Below are 17,001 nucleotides of genomic sequence, written 5' to 3'. Positions count from 1 at the left end.
TACTGCAGCTAAGTTATAAAATATTTTTGAGGAGAGTAATGGATATGATAAATAAGCATGAAGCAGCAGCAACTATTTTAAGATTAGTATTAGGAGTGACATTCTTGATTCATGGAGCTGCAAAGTTCCAGGGAGGTATCGAAAATACAGTCGGCTTTTTTGAAAGCTTAGGTTTCCCAGGATTCTCTGCATACATTGTTGCCCTGGTAGAGCTTGTTGGTGGATTAGCGATGCTCCTGGGTGTAGGAACAAGGGTTGTTTCAATTTTATTCGCAATCGTTCTGGCAGTAGCAGTTGTAAAGGTAAAGCTTGCCGGAGGATTTTTGGGGAATGGACAAATGGCTGGCTTTGAACTTGATTTGGCCCTTCTGGCAATGTCCCTTTTTCTGGCTATTACAAACAAATCGCTTTTTGCCCTGGATAATGTTATTTTTCAATCAAAGAGTGCTTAAAGGAGGAAGGATATATGAGTTTTCATCAACCGCCGGTTACTTTTGTAGGCCAAGTAAATATAAAGGTACAAAGTTTGGAACGTTCCCTTGCCTTTTATCAAGAGGTAATTGGTTTTAAGATATATGAAAAAACAGAAAAATCCGCCAAGTTAACTGCCGATGGAAAAACGGTGCTATTAAGCATTGAGCAGCCATCCGATGTGATCCCAAAGAAGGGAAGAACTACTGGATTGTATCATTTCGCGCTATTGTTGCCTGACCGAGCTGACCTGGCAAAAATACTGAAGCATTTCCTGCAGACTGGATATCCATTGCAAGGGGCATCTGACCATCTTGTAAGTGAGGCTTTATATTTAGCAGATCCGGATGGAAATGGAATTGAGATCTATACAGATAGACCAGCGTCGATATGGGATTGGAATGGTGGGCAAGTAGTGATGGCTACTGAGGCACTTGATGCAGAAAACCTTCTTGCAGAGGGCATGGAGCAAAACTGGAACGGGCTTCCTGCAGGAACAGTGATGGGACATATCCATTTACACGTCGCAGAACTAGTAAAAACAGAAGAGTTTTACACAAAGGGACTTGGTTTTGAAGTAGTCAGCCGTTATGGACCACAGGCTCTCTTCATTTCTACTGGGAAGTATCATCACCATATCGGCCTGAACACATGGAACGGCGTGGGGGCTCCTCAACCGCCTGCTAATAGCGTGGGACTTGAATCTTATACTCTCGTACTGCCCGACGAAGCGAGCATGAAAGACACTGCAGCCCGCTTGAAAGAAATCGGGGCAGCTGTCTCGGAGGAAAAAGGCATTTTTATAACAGAAGATCCTTCAGGAAACCGCATCAAACTGGAAACAGCTAAGTAAAATTTGAAGATTTGAAGGTGAATATGATGGGCTTATTAAGCAAAATTTTTGGAAGTAAAAAGAAGGAGGAAACAAAGATGACAACTGAAAAATTGACTATTGGGATCGTTTTGGGCAGCACAAGACAGGGGCGTGTCAGCCCTCAGGTTGGCGAATGGGTAAAAGGGATTGCTGACCAGCGCGGAAATGTAAATTATGAGATTGTAGACATTGCGGATTTTGAATTGCCTTTCCTGGGCACAACTGACGGGTCAGAGCCAGGGATTGCTGCCTGGAATGAAAAGCTCGCAAGCCTTGATGGTTTCGTCTTTATTGTTCAGGAATACAATCACAGCATTACAGGTGCCTTGAAAAACGCGCTAGATTTTGCACGCGAAGCATGGTATAACAAAGCTGCTGGAATCGTAAGTTATGGTTCCACAGGTGGAGCCAGAGCAGCTGAACACTTAAGAGGAATCTGTGGAGAATTGAAAATTGCCGACGTGCGCACTCATCCGACATTATCCCTGTTTACAGACTTTGAGAACGGTACAGAATTTAAGCCACAAGCCCTGCACCTCGATAACGTAAACGCTATGCTGAATGAAGTAGAGGCATGGAGCGGTGCACTGAAAACATTAAGATAAGCATTTCTTTTGACCTTTGATGAAAAACGGATTAATATCTCGAAGTAAGCTATTTTAAATTCGAGATTTTTTTTACAAAATAGTTTTAAAACCAACAAAGAATAGGTGGAATTACATCATGGCTAAAGTTTTATATATCACAGCACACCCGCTGACAGAAGAACAATCCTTCAGTTTGGCAGCAGGAAAAGCATTCTTGGATACGTACAAAGATCAGAACCAGAATGATGAAATCATTCATCTGGACTTGTTTAAGGAAAACATTCCCCACATCGATGCCGACGTATTAGGCGGCTGGGGCAAACTGCAAAAAGGCACTGAGTTCACTGAGCTGACAGCAGACGAACAAGCAAAAGTAGGACGTCTTGCAGAACTGGTTGACCAGTTCACAGCAGCAGACAAATTTGTTTTCGTGACACCGCTTTGGAACTTCTCGTTCCCACCAGTCATGAAGGCATATCTGGATGCAGTTGCGGTAGCAGGCAAAACATTCAGATATACACAGGAAGGACCTGTCGGTTTGATGACAGACAAAAAAGCCCTTCATATCCAGGCCCGCGGCGGTTACTACTCAGAAGGACCGGCAGCAAACATGGAGATGGGAAATCGCTATATCGAAACAATGATGAATTTCTTCGGTGTACCTTCAATGGAATGCCTATACCTAGAAGGCCACAATGCAAACCCTGAAAAAGCACAGGAAATCAAAGAAAACGGAATTGCGCGTGCTAAGGATTTGGCGCACACTTTCTAAAAATAGAAAGAAACGAAAGAAGCTGCCTAGGCTCAATAGAGCAATAGGCAGCTTCTTTTTTCTTTAAGGTTATATAAACAAAACGGATGCCCACTAAGGACATCCGTTTTCTCGTACTATTAAACTTCCTGCGGCACGTGCAGTCCCAATCCTTGAGCAATGCGTGTTCCGTATTCAGGATCTGCCTTGTAGAAGTGGCCAATCTGGCGTAGTTTAATATCGTCGCGCTGAACTGGCTTCATTGCAGCGACAATGTTAGCGACAAGGCGCTCGCGTTCTTCCTCACTCATCAGGCGGTACAGGTCACCAGCCTGGGTGTAATGGTCGTCATGGTCATATCCAACATTTTCAGCGACACCGCTGACAGGGAAGCTTGCCTGCTTGTGTTCATTTACCTCAGTTGGTCCTCCGAAACTATTAGGCTCATAGTTTACTGTTTTGCCGCCATTTCCGTCGAAACGCATCTGGCCGTCCCGCTGGTAAGAGTTCATTTCTGATTTCGGCCTGTTGATCGGCAGGTGATTATAGTTTGCCCCAACACGGTAGCGGTGTGCGTCAGAGTATGCAAACAGGCGGCCCTGAAGCATTTTATCTGGAGAAACATCGACACCAGGGACGAGATTTCCAGGAGAGAATGTAGCCTGCTCAACTTCCGCGAAGTAATTTTCAGGATTGCGGTCCAATACCATGCGGCCGACTTCAATTAATGGATAGTCTTTTTGTGACCAAACCTTAGTGACATCAAATGGATCGAAACGATAGGTGTTGGCATCCTCTAGAGGCATGATTTGCACATAAAGCTTCCATGCAGGGAAGTCCCCAGCTTCAATCGCGTTGAACAAATCTTCTGTATGGTAGTCAGGATTTTCTCCTGCAATTTTAGCAGCTGTAGCAGCTGCAAGGTTTTTCACGCCTTGCTCTGTCTTGAAGTGGTACTTGATCCAGACACCGTCACCTTCAGCGTTTGTCCATTTGAACGTGTGGCTGCCAAAGCCATGCATATGGCGGAGGGTAGCCGGAATGCCGCGGTCGGACATCAGGATGGTTACCTGATGCAGCGATTCAGGAGAAAGTGACCAGAAATCCCAAACAGCATTTGGATCCTTCAAGTGTGTTTGTGGGTTTCTCTTTTGTGTATGGATAAAATCAGGGAACTTGATCGCGTCACGGATGAAAAATACCGGAGTATTGTTCCCGACGATATCGTAGTTTCCTTCCTCTGTATAAAACTTCACCGCGAAACCGCGTGGGTCACGGACAGTGTCGGCTGATCCCAGTTCTCCTGCAACAGTAGAGAAGCGAATGAAAAGAGGTGTCTTCTTGCCAACCTCTGAAAGGAAAGCTGCCTTTGTATACTTGGTCACATCATGTGTCACTTCAAAATATCCATGTGCTCCAGCGCCCTTTGCGTGAACAACACGCTCTGGCACACGCTCACGGTTAAAGTGCGCCAATTTTTCAAGTAAATGGACGTCCTGAATTAAAGTAGGTCCTCTATGTCCCGCAGTCATGGAGTTCTGGTTGTCCCCAACCGGCGCTCCCCAGCTTGTAGTTAGATGATTCTTTTGATTGCTCATTTATTCAACCCGCCTTTTTTAATGAATTTGGTTTATGACTAAATGATAACACTTTTCAATTAAAAATCAATACTTAATTATAATTATTTTAATTAAGTAATCACTATAAGTTATGAAACTCTCAACACGCTTGCTGAATTTAGTTGATAGTTTCAAGTTACAAACCTGTAACACTATGTAAAATTTGAGCCGTTAACTTACAAGACTGGTTATAGTAGGAAAGTGGACAGGGGTGGGAAAAATTACTAGGTTTAAAAATAATCAAGCGGTTTCAATGGATAGAAGAGGTATATCCTTATTGGCACTTATTGGACAATGAATAACTATGTTACAACTGCTAGCCTTAAAAGTAGAAATAGAGAGCAGCAATACTGGGAGGTATGGAAAATGAGAAACATGAAAAAACATTGGCAGCGCTAACAGCAGTTGTATCTTTATCTTTATTTTCAATGGGCGCAGCGGCTGAAGCGGCAACTTATCAAGTGAAAACAGGAGATACGATGTGGGGAATCGCCAGCAAGTATGGTGTTCCAGTGACAGAATTGAAGAAAGTGAACAATAGAACTAGCACTCTACTATATCCAGGACAAAAGTTGACAATCCCGGCTGTGTCAGTGTCTGCAGCAGATCAGGACTTGCTTGCAAGGCTGGTTCATGCTGAAGCAAAAGGCGAGCCATATGCAGGGAAAGTAGCAGTAGCAACTGTTGTCTTGAATAGAGTAGCAAGCCCGGATTTCCCTAACACAGTAAAAGGAGTCGTCTATGAAAAGGCAAACGGGTACTATGCCTTCACTCCTGTAAAAAATGGTGCAATCAATAAACCAGCTGATGCGGAAGCAAAGAAAGCTGTAAAAGAAGCGCTTGCTTTCAGAGGGCAAGGCAGTGGCTCACTATTCTTCTTTAACCCAAAAACAGCAGTAAGCAAGTGGGTATTCTCAAGAGAAGTGACCATAACAATCGGAAACCATAGATTCGCGAAGTAAAACTTATTCAACTGGAAAAAGCCGTGCAGATTCTCAATCTGTGCGGCTTTTTCTCAATTGAGGGTGCTTTATTTTCCCGCATACCCATAGGGGCAAATAAAAAGCTTGTTAAGTTCTCAAAAAAAACATACTATTTAATTGCAATACATATTGAATGGAGGAATGTTTTTTGATAGTTAAATCTCGTGTTGAATCCTTGGAGCTACAGATTCTGAGAATGCTGAATGCTCGAATGAACTTATCTCCGAAAGAGTACAGTAACTATCTATACCTGGAAAAAGGTTATGAAGGAGAAGTGATTTTTGACCGGTGGATGGAGGAGGTTGAAAAAGGTTTCCTGGTTATGAATGATCTGCTCCTTGAATATGGAAATACAAAATTTCAAATCGATTCACTATTCATTTCGAAGATGATCCATTTGTTCGAAGTGAAGTATTTCGAAGGCGATTATTTTATCGAAGGTGATCGGTGGTATACTAGCAACGGAGTAGAAATCAAGAATCCTCTACAACAAATGGAAAGAGCAGAGTCACTCCTGCGAAGGATGGTACGAGACCTTGGATTCAACATGAATATCGAATCAACTCTAGTCTTCGTAAACCCAAACTTTTACCTCTATCAAGCGCCGCGCAATTTACCAATTATCTTTCCTAACCAAATTCCAAGACTTCTTAATAACCTGCAAAAACAAATTACTCCAATACGTAATATCCATTCAAATCTGGCAGAACGGCTGCTTTCCCTGCACTCCCATGATTCCCCATATGAGAGGCTTCCTGGATATAGTTTTGGCATGCTGAAAAAGGGAATAACATGTTCCCATTGTCATACCTTGAATACCATTGTCACGAGAAAAACATTGATCTGCAATAGTTGTGGGAAGAAGGAGAACATTCAATCAGCCGTATTGAGAAGTGTAAGGGAGCTACAATTACTTTTACCGGAAGAAGAATTAACAGTCAGCAGGATTCAAGAATGGTGTAAATCAATCAAAACAAAAAAAGCCATCAGAAACATGGTTTTCGAAAACTATACATTAAGCGGCTGTGGCCGTGGTGCTCACTATACTATTAAAGAGAAGGATGAAGGCTTTCTGTTAATAGAGTAAAGTACATGAGAATGTTCCTTTATGAAGAAAATTCTAGCTTTTGAAGTGCTCTATAGAGGTTAAATGTACCCTTATGCAAGACATTTCACCGGCATAAGGGCACGTTTCGATGTTAAATGTACCCTTATGCAGGGCATTTCACCGGCATAAGGGCATGTTTCGATGTTAAATGTACCCCTATGTAAGGCATTTCACCGGCATAAGGGTATGTTTCGATGTTAAATGTACCCTTATGAAAGGCATTTCACCGGCATAAGGGCATGTTTCGAGTTTAAATGTACCCTTATGCAAGGCATTTCACCCTCATAAGGGCACGTTTCGAGTTTAAATGTACCCTTATGAAAGGCATTTCACCCTCATAAGGGCACGTTTCGAGTTTAAATGTACCCTTATGCAAGGCAATTCACCGGCATAAAGCCATGTTTCGAGTTTAAATGTACCCTTATGAATCGCATTTCACTTACATATTGGCACATTTCAGGCTTACTTCAGTATCTCGCAAGGATCTTCACGATTTGATCCTCAACTTTCCTTCCTTCTCGATCATCCAGCAGGTTATTCAGCATTATCGAAAAAATAAGCGTATTCCCGCTGCTTGTTTCAACGTATCCTGCGAGGGTGCTTACGCCTGTCAGTGTGCCTGTTTTAGCGGCCACCCGATCCTTCAGGTTAGCTTCCTTCAGCCGATTGCGCATCGTCCCGCCAATCATCCTGTCCTTAACTCCGGGAACTGGAAGCGAACGCTGGAATACAGGAAACCATGCCTCCTTCTGTGCCATAAAAAGAAGTTTTGTAATCTCGTTTGCTGGAATGAGATTAGCGTGGGAGATTCCGGATCCGTCACGCAATACAAGCGTTTTGGAGTCAATTCCGAGCCTGGAAAGTTCAGAAGTCATAGCCTCAAGTCCTTTTTCCCAGCTGCCTCCACCACGAACGACCCTGCCCATTTCCTTAACAAGCACTTCGGCGTGTCCGTTATTGCTCAGCTTCATGAAGGGAATCATCAGTTCAGAAAGAGGCATCGAACTATGAGAAATTAATTTGGCCATTGTGTCGGCTGCATGCCCCGTTTTAATTTTCCCAACTACTTTTATTCCGTGATCTTCTAGTGACTTTTTAAAAAGACTTCCGGCATAAAGGGCGGGCTCCCAGACGGCAACCCATTCCCTTGCTTTTTGAGCACCTGCCGGAATTGTTCCGCTTATAATAATGCTATTCGATCCATGCTCACGTTCAATTTTTACATCATGTTCTCCCTCGGAATCTACTGTTTTTGTTTCATTAATGATTTTTACATAATCGGTCTCAGGTTCAAGTGAAATATTTGCTGCTTTTCCTTTTTTGCCTGGTAAAATATTGACAATGACAGTGCCGGCATCATAATCCTCGTCCGGCGAAGCGGTTAAGGCGGAAACCTGGGATCCGTAATATTGATGCTCGTCATTCCAGGTCAAATCTTCAGAATATCGGACATCATCATACCAGCTGTCATCAGCCACTAAATCGCCGGCCACCTTATTGATTCCTTTACTCTTAAGTCGCTTTGCCATCTCATCAAAGTCTGCCGGGAGCAAGGTTGGATCGCCCATTCCGCTTAAAAATAAGTCGCCCTCAATCGTTCCGCCGTTCATTTTTCCATCTGCCAAAACTTCAGTTGTAAAGCGGTAATCTTCTCCTAAAACGGAAAGCGCCGCTGCACCCGTGAACAATTTCAGCACAGAGGCCGGCTGCAGCCGAGTATTCCCGATATGCTCGTATAACAGCTTTCCATCTTCCGCAGACCTGATGCTGACACCAGCCAAAGCTCCATCAAGGATTGGCTCACTTGTTAAAAGTTTGTTGATTTCTGCTGACAGCTCTCCTCTAGGCTGGACTGCCTTAGCTGGAGGTTCCTCTGTATGAAAAAACAAAATGATGGCTAAGATGATGACTAATGAGAATATGGTGATTAATGTAGTTTTTTGTTTCAATTTTTGGTTCATCCCTTTCACATCTCAACTGTATTCGACAGGAAATTTCCCAATAACCAACTAGTAGAGTCTATGATAATGTTTTAATTAATATAAGGTTCAGGAGGGAAAAAAATGTACCGATATTTTTGGAATACCTTACTCATTCTAGCCATCGGATCAGGATTTTACTTCTATGCCCAACTAATTTTTTCAAAGGTGACAGACCCTCTATACGGAACATTGGCCATATTGATTGGATGCCTTTTTGCTGCTGGAGTGTCATGGGAGATTTTTGCCTTTGGACAGCCAGCCAGAGAGAAACGAGAAATATAGCAATTATATAAAAAACACTCTACGTGATCCGCCAATACAAATGACGTCTCATGTGGAGTGTTTTTATTTTATACGAAATTTGCGCTCTATAGAATCTTCTTCTTTTGTAATAGATTATGTGTGGATTTTCACCCAAACAACTTATTGGCGTAAATTAATATATTGAAGTAAAGACACCTACTCGATAATGCCATGGCCGATGATTTCCAAATCGACATGAGGGGTGATAGAAACGTTGGCATATTCCTTTTTCCAATCGACCTGCTTCCAATAATCCGGGTAATGTGCGATTAGCCTTCTTCCAATTCCGAAGCTGTCGCTGTTTGCTTCCTGAAGAACTTTAATTGCTGCTACAGCATCATTGGTCAGCATCTCAGACAGTTTCTTATTCAGTTTTTCAATTACCTGTTTTTTGTAGAGCTGGTTCCTGGGATAGTCAGTGATTTCGATTTTTAGTCTTAAATTCAAAGTAACTTCTACTCTTTTGTTATTTACCTTCACGTCCATTGCCTCCCTCGCTTGTTTAACATTAAAAGAGACAAAATTTTGAGGTGTGAATTTTTCGTTGTCACTTTCTGCTATTTTTTTTGTGAATTTAGGTGACTTACCCGCATTGCCATCCAGCAATAGGAAAATCACCGCCTCGTCCCCAGTAAGAATCTTACCAGTGAATTTTTTTTCATTGAATAAGGCGATCCCCTCGGCACTGGCCATTTTGCCATCATCATCAGCTCGAAGGTAGGGTAAAACAAAGTCCTCTCCAGGATCAAACATCTCAGCGCAAATTGATTGAATATTTTCTTCGGGTATCAGAGAAGCAATTTCTTGGCTCTCTAATAAATCAAATAGGTAAGAACTGATTTTCTCTTCCTCTATTTTTAATCTCAGCAAGTCCTTTGCCATCCCCTCAGCAATGACTACTTTGGCGCTCAAGGAACTTTTGGGATCGCGATAGAATAAATCTAGTACAGAATATAAATCCTTCTTTGCGAGTTCATTTCCAATAATTAATACCCTTAGTTTTGATGCTTCAAAAATTTTATCTGTTTTCCTGTCAATGTCCCATCGTGCTTCTCTTGGCGTATTCCCGATTCCTGATGTAACGGTATTTCCCTTAACCGTTCCGCCTCCTTCATTCTTGTTAATGATTGGGGATGTAAGTTCATCAAGTATTTTTCCGTCAGGTGTCAAGTCGAAGCTGGCTGCCATGAATAATTTTACATCTTTCAATAAATGCTGATCCCAGCAGGCACTTAGCAGTAACATGGTGACAATAGCAGGAATGCTTATTTTAAGAATTCGGATCATTGGCTTCACATCCTTGTTCGGATTTTTTGAACAGGAATGAAACGATGAGCATAAAGGCGGGAAACAGGATGAAGATAAAACTGGTTTTCGGAATATAGCTGCTCATGTAATCAATAAACTGTATATCAAACTCAGGTAAAAAAGAAATGCCAAAAATGATAAACGCAAAATAGTACACGAGTCTTCGATGTTTTTTATTATTAAAGAGCTTGGTGCCTGTTTCGGCGGCTAAGAACAGATAACTTCCGAAAGAAGTGAATACAAGGAAAATCCAGAGTGACAAAAACAGTAAATCCGTTCGCTCAATGATTTTGAAGGTATATGATTTTAAGATATAAAGCAAAGGTTCTGGCAGTATTTTGATTTCTTCAGGGCTAAAGTAAATGAAACTGACGACAACCAAATAGGTATAGAGTAGTGTAATGAACAAGTTAGCATAGGAAACCGCCTTGAATTTTTGGCGGTTCGTTCCTGATACCATAGGAAAAGTCAGGAGAATGATCTCAAATCCGAGCATAGACAGAATTGCATCTTTACTGCCAATTACGATATTCTTGACGCCAGCCTGCCCGATAGGGAAAATATAATAAATATTCGCATCCTTCAACGTATAGGAAACAAGCAGCACAAGCAATATGACAAGTGGAGTGACAAGTGTATAAAACCGTGCCAGTATTTTCAGTCCGTCTACACTTAAATAAATTCCGGCCACCACAAGCAAGGCACAAATTACCCAGTTTGGTGTATTGGGAAGGATCCACCGGTCGACAACCCTGGCATAGAGTACGAGAATCAGACTCCCTACACTGATAAAATAAAGTATATAAAAAAGGGTGATAAGCTTCCCGATTTTCTTGCCAAACAGCAAACCTGCGATATCAAGGATATTCCTTGACTTGAATCTTTTAAAAAGCATGATATAGCCGAATAAGACTCCCTGAAGCAAAAGGCCGGCCAAAAGAACCGATATCCATCCATCTGAATGCACAGAGTTGTGCATGATATATGGAAGCGAAAGGACACCTACACCCAGTTGTGTCTGGATGATTAAAAAGAAAAACTGCTGATAGGTGATCGTATCTTTATCTCGGTTCATTTGTCTTCCACCCTCTTGAGTCCCGCTGTCTCTTGACGTTTACAGCAAGGGAATTACGCGGACGCTCATCCATCTTCCAAAGTGGCAATCTCAAAAATGTATCTTTAAGGTCTCTGACTTGCAAAGGAGCCAATGGCGAAAAGTATGGAACTCCAAAAGATTCAAGCTTGCACAATTTAATAAAGACAAAGATTAAACCAAAAGTCAGCCCCACAAAACCTAATATAGAAGCCAAAACCATCAAAGGAAACCGGATCAGCCGGACTGATGTACTCATTTCATTGGATGGGACGACAAACGCTGATATAGCAGTGAGGGCCACGATGACAATCATGATATTAGAAATTAGTCCCGCACTTACGACAGCATCGCCGATGACCAGACCACCCACAATGCCAATGGTTTGTCCAATTGGCTTAGGAAGCCTGACCCCTGCTTCTCTGATTAATTCAATCGTAATCTCCATGAAGAAAGCCTCCAGAAGTGGAGGGTATGGAATTCCCTCAACAGATCCCTTCAGTGGGAGAATCAATTCGTGTGGAATTACTTCAAGGTGATAGGCGATAATCGCAATATAAAAAGCTGGCAGTGTAATTGCGATAAGAAAACTGACATACCTAAGCATTCGGATAAAAGTAGAGGGTATCCACCTGCTGTTATAATCATCCGAGGATTGATAAAAGGCAAAAAAGGTGACTGGCAAGATTAAGGCTGTCGGACTGCCTTCGCCAATGATGATGATTCTGCCTTCCATTAAATTCGCCATAGCTCTGTCTGGCCGCTCAGTATTGATGAGCTGCGGAAACAAGGAGAATGGGTCATCTTCAATGAACTCCTCTATATAGCCAGGGCTTAATATCATATCAGTAGAAATGAAGGAGAGCCTTCTTTCAACTTCTTCAACTAATTTCTCATCGGCAATGCCTTTCATGTAAATGACAGCTGTTTTGGTCTTTGTCTTATTACCTAATTCGTGATACTTAACCTTGAAGTCCGGGCTCTTAATCCTAAACCGCAGCTGACTGATATTTGTGTCGAGGTTTTCGACGAAGCCATCATGCGGGCCACGGACCACCCCTTCATTAACCGGTTCTTGAATGGACCGTTGGAGATCCTTGGGAAATGAGAATAGCCACGCTTCATCACGTTCACATAAAAATAGCACATTGCCGCCATTTAAAATGCCGCTGATCAGCTCCTCTGGATTATCCACCTTTTTTCCATTCAAGGATTCCAGTTCCTCCGGAGTCCTTTTGAAATCTTCCAACAATAAGGGAATTAATAAATACTCCTTGAATTTTTCTTCTGAAATGAGTGTTTCAAGGAAACAAAATAGTAAGGTGGTATTATCCCTTTTGAACTCCAACTCTTTAAAATCACCTGTATGCTGGAAGGCTGCTTTAATTATTTGATAACCGCTGCAATGAACTTTCCTATTCGCATTATTAAATGCTGGCAAACGGAATTTTTTCATTATCACACCACTCTTTTATGAGCAATATTAAACTTGCATATTGAGTTCGTTAAAAATAGTTATTCCTATAAAGACGTTTAATATGTAAGAGGTGATAGCGAATTTGCGATTATTTACTATGTGAGGGTATGATAAAATAAGCTTAAAAGATAAAGGGGGTTTTTTGATGGACATATTGGAGCCCAAAGTGAACCCATCTGATTGTGGCGACAGCTGTTGCTCATCAGAAAGAAAGAGCCATCACTCTGAAAAAACAAAAAAGAATCTCGTGACGAGATTGAATCGGATAGAAGGGCAAATTCGCGGTATTAAAGGCCTGATTGAGAGAGATACGTATTGTGATGATGTGATCACTCAGATTTCCGCAACACAGGCGGCACTGAACAGTGTGGCCAAACTTCTGCTCGAAGGCCATATGAAATCATGCATCGTCGAACGAATTCAAGAAGGCGACGATGAAGTCGTTGATGAACTGTTGACCACGATTGAGAAGCTGATGAAAAAATAAAAGTAGTATTGTTTTTCATTTAATCTAATGTTCTGTATAATGACTCTAACTAAATACATTCCTTCGGGGTCGGGTGAAATTCCCAACCGGCGGTGATGAAGCGATGCTTCTTAGTCCGTGACCCGGTTAACATTTGTTAAACGGTGGATCTGGTGAAACTCCAGGGCCGACAGTTAAAGTCTGGATGGGAGAAGGAAAAAAACGAGGATTAGAAGAACGGGATAAGTATGCCCTTTTTTGACCCTCTAATTTGCCATTGCCTTTTTTAGGACCCCGAAGCAATTTGTTTCGGGGTCTTTTTATTTTTTTTAAAAAAGGAAGGAGGATTCCAGGTGAACGACCAGGACTATATGGCATTAGCCATCAATCTCGCCAGTGCGACTGAAGGCCAAACATCACCGAACCCCCAGGTTGGCGCTGTTCTTGTGAAAAACGGCCAAATGATTGGTATGGGCGCCCATTTGAAGGCTGGTGAACCCCATGCTGAGGTGCATGCGATCACAATGGCTGGGGATAAGGCAAAGGATGCCACACTATACGTGACCCTCGAGCCATGCAGCCATTTCGGAAAGACGCCTCCATGCTCGAATCTGGTGATAGAGTCAGGCATCAAGAAAGTATTTGTCGCTTCAGTCGATCCGAATCCGCTTGTCGGCGGGGCAGGGGTGAAGAAGATGCTTGAGGCGGGCTTAGATGTGCAGGTTGGGTTGATGGAGGAAGAAGCAAAAGCACTGAATAAAGTGTTTTTTCATTACATAAGCACTGGCTTGCCGTATGTTACGTTGAAGTCAGCCACCAGCCTGGACGGTAAAATCGCAACAGTTACCGGGGAGAGTAAATGGATCACCGGAGAAGAGGCAAGAAAGGATGTCCATCGGTTCCGTCATTCACATGATGCTATTTTAGTTGGGGTCAACACCGTGATAAAAGACAATCCGAGCCTGACCACAAGACTTAAGGCTGGAGGGAAGAATCCGGTGAGGGTCGTGCTGGACAATACTCTTCGCACTCCGCTGGATTCAAGGATCGTGAATGACGAGGCTGCTGAAACCATGATTATGACCGGAGCACGGGCAGAGCCTGAAAGGATAAAGCAGTTTACTGAGAGAGGCATTAAGGTTATCAAGCTGGAAACTGAGCAAGTCGAGATTCATGACATGCTGAAAAAACTTGGAGATCGGGCTATCACATCTGTTTACGTAGAAGGCGGAGCCGAGGTACATGGCAGCTTTTTAAAAGAGAAGGCCTTTCAGCAAGTCATAGCGTATATCGCTCCAAAGCTGCTCGGCGGGAAAAATGCACCTGCTGCATACGGAGGCGCAGGCATTGCCAGGCTCGAGGATACTATTTCATTGGATATTAAAGATGTTAAGCAAATTGGCCAGGATATCAGGATCATCGCTGAGCCGGTTTAAAAGGAGGTTTATATGTTTACAGGAATAATTGAAGAAATAGGGACTGTCGCCAATATCCAGCATAGCGGCGAGTCGTTTGTCCTGACGATTGACGCAAGGAAAGTCCTGACTGATGTTCATCTTGGAGACAGTATTGCTGTTAACGGGGTGTGCCTGACCGTCACCTCCTTTACAGAGAATAGATTTACAGTAGATGTCATGCCTGAAACGGTCAAAGCATCAAGCTTGAAATCCGTTAAACGAGGATCAAAGGTAAACCTGGAAAGAGCAATGGCAGCTGGCGGCCGGTTCGGCGGGCACTTTGTCGCCGGCCACGTGGATGGTGTCGGAACCATCAAAGGGAAAAAGCAAATTGAGAACGCTGTTTACTATGAAATTCAAGTGGATCCTGAATTGCTGAAATACGTCATCATGAAAGGCTCTGTCGCTGTCGATGGTACAAGCCTGACTGTTTTTGAAGTCTCAGAAGACAGCCTGACTCTATCGTTGATTCCGCTCACCTTAAAAGATACAGTCTTAGGGTTCAAGGAAAAAGGGGATATCGTCAACATTGAATGTGACATGATTGGCAAGTATGTAGGGCACTTTTTGAGCAACCAGCTTCCGTCAGCACCAATACGCGGCAACAATATTACAGCCCAATTCTTAGAGGATAACGGGTTTATGTGAGGGTGATGTAAATGTTTGATCCAATTGAAGAGGCTATATATGAACTCATGCAAGGAAATGTAGTCATTGTTTGTGACGATGAAGACCGTGAGAATGAAGGAGACTTCATCGCTCTGGCAGAAAAGGCGACACCGGATGTCATCAATTTCATGGCAACACACGGCCGGGGATTGATTTGTGTACCGATTGAACAGGAATTAGCCCAGAAGCTGGATTTATTGCCGATGGTTTCACGAAATACCGACCCTCATGGCACAGCTTTTACCGTGAGCATTGACCATAAGTATTCGACAACTGGGATTTCCGCTTTCGAGCGTTCGGCCACTGTATTAAGCATGCTCGACCCAGAGTCAAAGGCCGCTGATTTTAAAAGGCCTGGCCACGTCTTTCCTCTCGTAGCCAAAAAAGGCGGAGTATTAAGGAGAGCTGGCCATACAGAGGCGGCTGTCGATCTGGCTAAGATGAGCGGCGCCAAGCCTGCCGGGGTCATATGCGAAATCATGAATGAAGATGGCACCATGGCCAGGGTTCCGGAGCTGCGCAAGATTGCCGACCAGTTTGAGCTGAAAATGATTACAATCAAGGATCTCATTCAATACCGCAATCGGAAGGACCAGTTGGTTAAAAGAGAGGTTGAAATCAATCTTCCTACTGAGTTTGGAATCTTCAAGGCAGTCGGTTATTCAAATGTAGTAGATGACAAAGAACACATTGCTCTTGTAAAAGGAGAAATCGACCCTGATGAACCGGTGCTTGTAAGGGTCCACTCTGAATGTTTGACTGGCGATGTATTTGGTTCCTTCCGCTGTGATTGCGGCCCGCAGCTTCATGCAGCATTGAGCCAGATCAACAAGGAAGGGCGCGGTGTTCTTCTGTACATGCGCCAGGAAGGCAGAGGCATCGGTTTGATGAACAAGCTGCGGGCGTATAAGCTGCAGGAAGAGGGCTATGACACCGTTGAGGCCAACGAAAAACTGGGATTTGGTGCAGACCTTCGCGAATACGGAATTGGCGCCCAAATTTTGAAAGACCTTGGCATCAAGCAAATTAAATTGCTGACTAACAATCCAAGGAAAATCAAAGGGCTTAAGGGTTATGACCTGGAAGTGGTCGACCGGGTGCCAATCCAGATGCCAACAAGAGAAGAAAACGAAAATTATTTAAAAACAAAGCATAGCAAATTAGGTCACTTGCTGAATTTTTAATGGGAATTAAACCATCTAATTGGAGGAATAGGACATGAACAGAACATTTGAAGGTAATTTAGTAGGAACGGGTCTTAAAGTCGGAATCGTAGTCGGGCGCTTTAATGAATTCATCACAAGCAAGCTTTTGGGCGGTGCACAGGACGCTTTGAAAAGACACGGTGTCGAGGAAAGCAATGTCGATGTTGCCTGGGTTCCAGGTGCTTTCGAAATCCCATTGGTTGCGCAAAAGATGGCAAAAAGCAATAAGTATGACGCGGTCATCACATTAGGCACAGTCATCCGCGGCTCCACGCCACACTTCGATTATGTTTCCAATGAAACAGCAAAAGGTGTATCAGCGGCTGCGATGAATTCAGGAGTACCTGTCATCTTCGGAGTTCTGACAACAGATACAATCGAGCAGGCAATTGAACGCGCCGGCACAAAAGCTGGCAACAAAGGCTGGGACGCTGCAATGTCCGCGATTGAAATGGCTAATTTGATGAAAAATATTGAAATGTAAAAGATTTTAGTGAAGCTGCAGACAATTTTGTCTGCAGTTTTTTTATTGGGTGATTAATGTCCCGCCGCATAGCCCTTCAAGTACCCCAACAAAAAGGGTGGCTTCATCCATTCCCCCTTTACGTAAAATCTTCCTCATATTTTAAAATCCTTGCCTCAGTTTGT

At 43.1% G+C, this 17,001-nt stretch carries 17 protein-coding genes and 1 riboswitch; of the genes, 12 read left to right on the top strand and 5 right to left on the bottom strand.

Annotation, left to right across the window (positions count from 1 at the left end; translation table 11 throughout):
* Nucleotides 1-44 precede the first annotated feature (44 nt).
* The 4 genes from FOF60_RS20035 (at nucleotide 45) to FOF60_RS20020 (ending at nucleotide 2,704) form a co-directional block, all read left to right on the top strand.
* A complete protein-coding gene (locus FOF60_RS20035) occupies nucleotides 45-452 on the top strand; it encodes a DoxX family protein (protein ID WP_192472159.1) in 408 nt (135 codons plus the stop codon).
* A 14-nt stretch (nucleotides 453-466) separates the two neighbouring features.
* A complete protein-coding gene (locus tag FOF60_RS20030) occupies nucleotides 467-1,324 on the top strand; it encodes a VOC family protein (protein ID WP_192472160.1) in 858 nt (285 codons plus the stop codon).
* Nucleotides 1,325-1,350: 26 nt separating this feature from the next.
* A complete protein-coding gene (locus tag FOF60_RS20025) occupies nucleotides 1,351-1,950 on the top strand; it encodes an NADPH-dependent FMN reductase (protein ID WP_192472240.1) in 600 nt (199 codons plus the stop codon).
* Between the two features lie 118 nt (nucleotides 1,951-2,068).
* Nucleotides 2,069-2,704, top strand: coding sequence for an FMN-dependent NADH-azoreductase (locus FOF60_RS20020; protein ID WP_192472161.1), 636 nt, complete (start codon nucleotides 2,069-2,071; stop codon nucleotides 2,702-2,704).
* 119 nt (nucleotides 2,705-2,823) lie between these two features.
* Here FOF60_RS20020 and katA read toward each other — a convergent pair whose 3' ends face one another.
* The gene (gene katA / locus FOF60_RS20015) at nucleotides 2,824-4,281 is read right to left on the bottom strand and encodes a catalase KatA (RefSeq protein WP_192472162.1); all 1,458 of its coding nucleotides are present in this window, start codon (nucleotides 4,279-4,281) and stop codon (nucleotides 2,824-2,826) included.
* A gap of 380 nt (nucleotides 4,282-4,661) precedes the next feature.
* Between katA and FOF60_RS20010 the strand changes: the two genes are divergently transcribed.
* Nucleotides 4,662-5,264 carry a cell wall hydrolase gene (locus tag FOF60_RS20010; protein WP_192472163.1) on the top strand — a complete coding sequence of 201 codons (603 nt, stop codon included), beginning with the start codon at nucleotides 4,662-4,664 and terminating at the stop codon, nucleotides 5,262-5,264.
* A gap of 169 nt (nucleotides 5,265-5,433) precedes the next feature.
* Nucleotides 5,434-6,372: an NERD domain-containing protein gene (locus FOF60_RS20005; RefSeq protein WP_192472164.1), complete on the top strand. Its 939-nt coding sequence runs from the start codon at nucleotides 5,434-5,436 to the stop codon at nucleotides 6,370-6,372.
* A gap of 488 nt (nucleotides 6,373-6,860) precedes the next feature.
* Here the strand turns inward: FOF60_RS20005 and dacB are convergent, their stop codons facing one another.
* On the bottom strand, nucleotides 6,861-8,342 hold the full coding sequence (dacB, locus tag FOF60_RS20000) for a D-alanyl-D-alanine carboxypeptidase/D-alanyl-D-alanine endopeptidase (protein WP_225650213.1): 1,482 nt from the start codon (nucleotides 8,340-8,342) through the stop codon (nucleotides 6,861-6,863).
* A 114-nt stretch (nucleotides 8,343-8,456) separates the two neighbouring features.
* Between dacB and FOF60_RS19995 the strand changes: the two genes are divergently transcribed.
* The gene (locus FOF60_RS19995; RefSeq protein ID WP_192472166.1) at nucleotides 8,457-8,657 is read left to right on the top strand and encodes a hypothetical protein; all 201 of its coding nucleotides are present in this window, start codon (nucleotides 8,457-8,459) and stop codon (nucleotides 8,655-8,657) included.
* Between the two features lie 177 nt (nucleotides 8,658-8,834).
* On the opposite strand, the gene FOF60_RS19990 is transcribed toward FOF60_RS19995, so the two are convergent.
* From FOF60_RS19990 to FOF60_RS19980, 3 genes are read right to left on the bottom strand one after another with little or no spacing between them, the layout of a single operon-like run.
* On the bottom strand, nucleotides 8,835-9,965 hold the full coding sequence (locus tag FOF60_RS19990) for a Ger(x)C family spore germination protein (protein ID WP_192472167.1): 1,131 nt from the start codon (nucleotides 9,963-9,965) through the stop codon (nucleotides 8,835-8,837).
* The gene (locus tag FOF60_RS19985; RefSeq protein ID WP_192472168.1) at nucleotides 9,949-11,061 is read right to left on the bottom strand and encodes a GerAB/ArcD/ProY family transporter; all 1,113 of its coding nucleotides are present in this window, start codon (nucleotides 11,059-11,061) and stop codon (nucleotides 9,949-9,951) included. Before FOF60_RS19985 ends, FOF60_RS19990 begins: the two co-directional genes overlap by 17 nt.
* Nucleotides 11,048-12,535, bottom strand: coding sequence for a spore germination protein (locus FOF60_RS19980; protein ID WP_192472169.1), 1,488 nt, complete (start codon nucleotides 12,533-12,535; stop codon nucleotides 11,048-11,050). The genes FOF60_RS19985 and FOF60_RS19980 overlap by 14 nt, the downstream gene beginning before the upstream one ends.
* A 166-nt stretch (nucleotides 12,536-12,701) precedes the next feature.
* Here FOF60_RS19980 and FOF60_RS19975 point away from each other — a divergent pair, with 166 nt between their 5' ends.
* The 5 genes from FOF60_RS19975 (at nucleotide 12,702) to ribE (FOF60_RS19955) (ending at nucleotide 16,837) form a co-directional block, all read left to right on the top strand.
* Nucleotides 12,702-13,043 carry a metal-sensitive transcriptional regulator gene (locus FOF60_RS19975; RefSeq protein WP_225650214.1) on the top strand — a complete coding sequence of 114 codons (342 nt, stop codon included), beginning with the start codon at nucleotides 12,702-12,704 and terminating at the stop codon, nucleotides 13,041-13,043.
* Nucleotides 13,044-13,098: 55 nt separating this feature from the next.
* Nucleotides 13,099-13,243, top strand: a riboswitch (FMN riboswitch).
* A 132-nt stretch (nucleotides 13,244-13,375) separates the two neighbouring features.
* On the top strand, nucleotides 13,376-14,458 hold the full coding sequence (gene ribD, locus FOF60_RS19970) for a bifunctional diaminohydroxyphosphoribosylaminopyrimidine deaminase/5-amino-6-(5-phosphoribosylamino)uracil reductase RibD (protein WP_192472170.1): 1,083 nt from the start codon (nucleotides 13,376-13,378) through the stop codon (nucleotides 14,456-14,458).
* Between the two features lie 12 nt (nucleotides 14,459-14,470).
* Complete coding sequence (gene ribE / locus FOF60_RS19965) at nucleotides 14,471-15,127, top strand: riboflavin synthase (RefSeq protein ID WP_192472171.1); 657 nt, start codon at nucleotides 14,471-14,473, stop codon at nucleotides 15,125-15,127.
* 11 nt (nucleotides 15,128-15,138) lie between these two features.
* Entirely contained in the window at nucleotides 15,139-16,332 is a 1,194-nt protein-coding gene (locus tag FOF60_RS19960) for a bifunctional 3,4-dihydroxy-2-butanone-4-phosphate synthase/GTP cyclohydrolase II (RefSeq protein ID WP_192472172.1), read from the top strand.
* Nucleotides 16,333-16,366: 34 nt separating this feature from the next.
* Entirely contained in the window at nucleotides 16,367-16,837 is a 471-nt protein-coding gene (gene ribE / locus FOF60_RS19955) for a 6,7-dimethyl-8-ribityllumazine synthase (protein WP_192472173.1), read from the top strand.
* The last annotated feature ends 164 nt before the right edge of the window (nucleotides 16,838-17,001 follow it).

Source organism: Mesobacillus jeotgali, assembly GCF_014856545.2.
In the GTDB taxonomy this organism is placed as follows: Bacteria; Bacillota; Bacilli; order Bacillales; family Cytobacillaceae; genus Mesobacillus.
This window is presented reverse-complemented; position numbering and strand designations above follow the sequence as displayed.

Coding starts and splice junctions, on each gene's coding strand:
- FOF60_RS20035 (WP_192472159.1), top strand. CDS start 45: ATGATAAATAAGCATGAAGCAGCAGCAACTATTTTAAGATTAGTATTA.
- FOF60_RS20030 (WP_192472160.1), top strand. CDS start 467: ATGAGTTTTCATCAACCGCCGGTTACTTTTGTAGGCCAAGTAAATATA.
- FOF60_RS20025 (WP_192472240.1), top strand. CDS start 1,351: ATGGGCTTATTAAGCAAAATTTTTGGAAGTAAAAAGAAGGAGGAAACA.
- FOF60_RS20020 (WP_192472161.1), top strand. CDS start 2,069: ATGGCTAAAGTTTTATATATCACAGCACACCCGCTGACAGAAGAACAA.
- katA (WP_192472162.1), bottom strand. CDS start 4,281: ATGAGCAATCAAAAGAATCATCTAACTACAAGCTGGGGAGCGCCGGTT.
- FOF60_RS20010 (WP_192472163.1), top strand. CDS start 4,662: ATGGAAAATGAGAAACATGAAAAAACATTGGCAGCGCTAACAGCAGTT.
- FOF60_RS19995 (WP_192472166.1), top strand. CDS start 8,457: ATGTACCGATATTTTTGGAATACCTTACTCATTCTAGCCATCGGATCA.
- FOF60_RS19990 (WP_192472167.1), bottom strand. CDS start 9,965: ATGATCCGAATTCTTAAAATAAGCATTCCTGCTATTGTCACCATGTTA.
- FOF60_RS19985 (WP_192472168.1), bottom strand. CDS start 11,061: ATGAACCGAGATAAAGATACGATCACCTATCAGCAGTTTTTCTTTTTA.
- FOF60_RS19980 (WP_192472169.1), bottom strand. CDS start 12,535: ATGAAAAAATTCCGTTTGCCAGCATTTAATAATGCGAATAGGAAAGTT.
- FOF60_RS19975 (WP_225650214.1), top strand. CDS start 12,702: ATGGACATATTGGAGCCCAAAGTGAACCCATCTGATTGTGGCGACAGC.
- ribE (WP_192472171.1), top strand. CDS start 14,471: ATGTTTACAGGAATAATTGAAGAAATAGGGACTGTCGCCAATATCCAG.
- FOF60_RS19960 (WP_192472172.1), top strand. CDS start 15,139: ATGTTTGATCCAATTGAAGAGGCTATATATGAACTCATGCAAGGAAAT.
- ribE (WP_192472173.1), top strand. CDS start 16,367: ATGAACAGAACATTTGAAGGTAATTTAGTAGGAACGGGTCTTAAAGTC.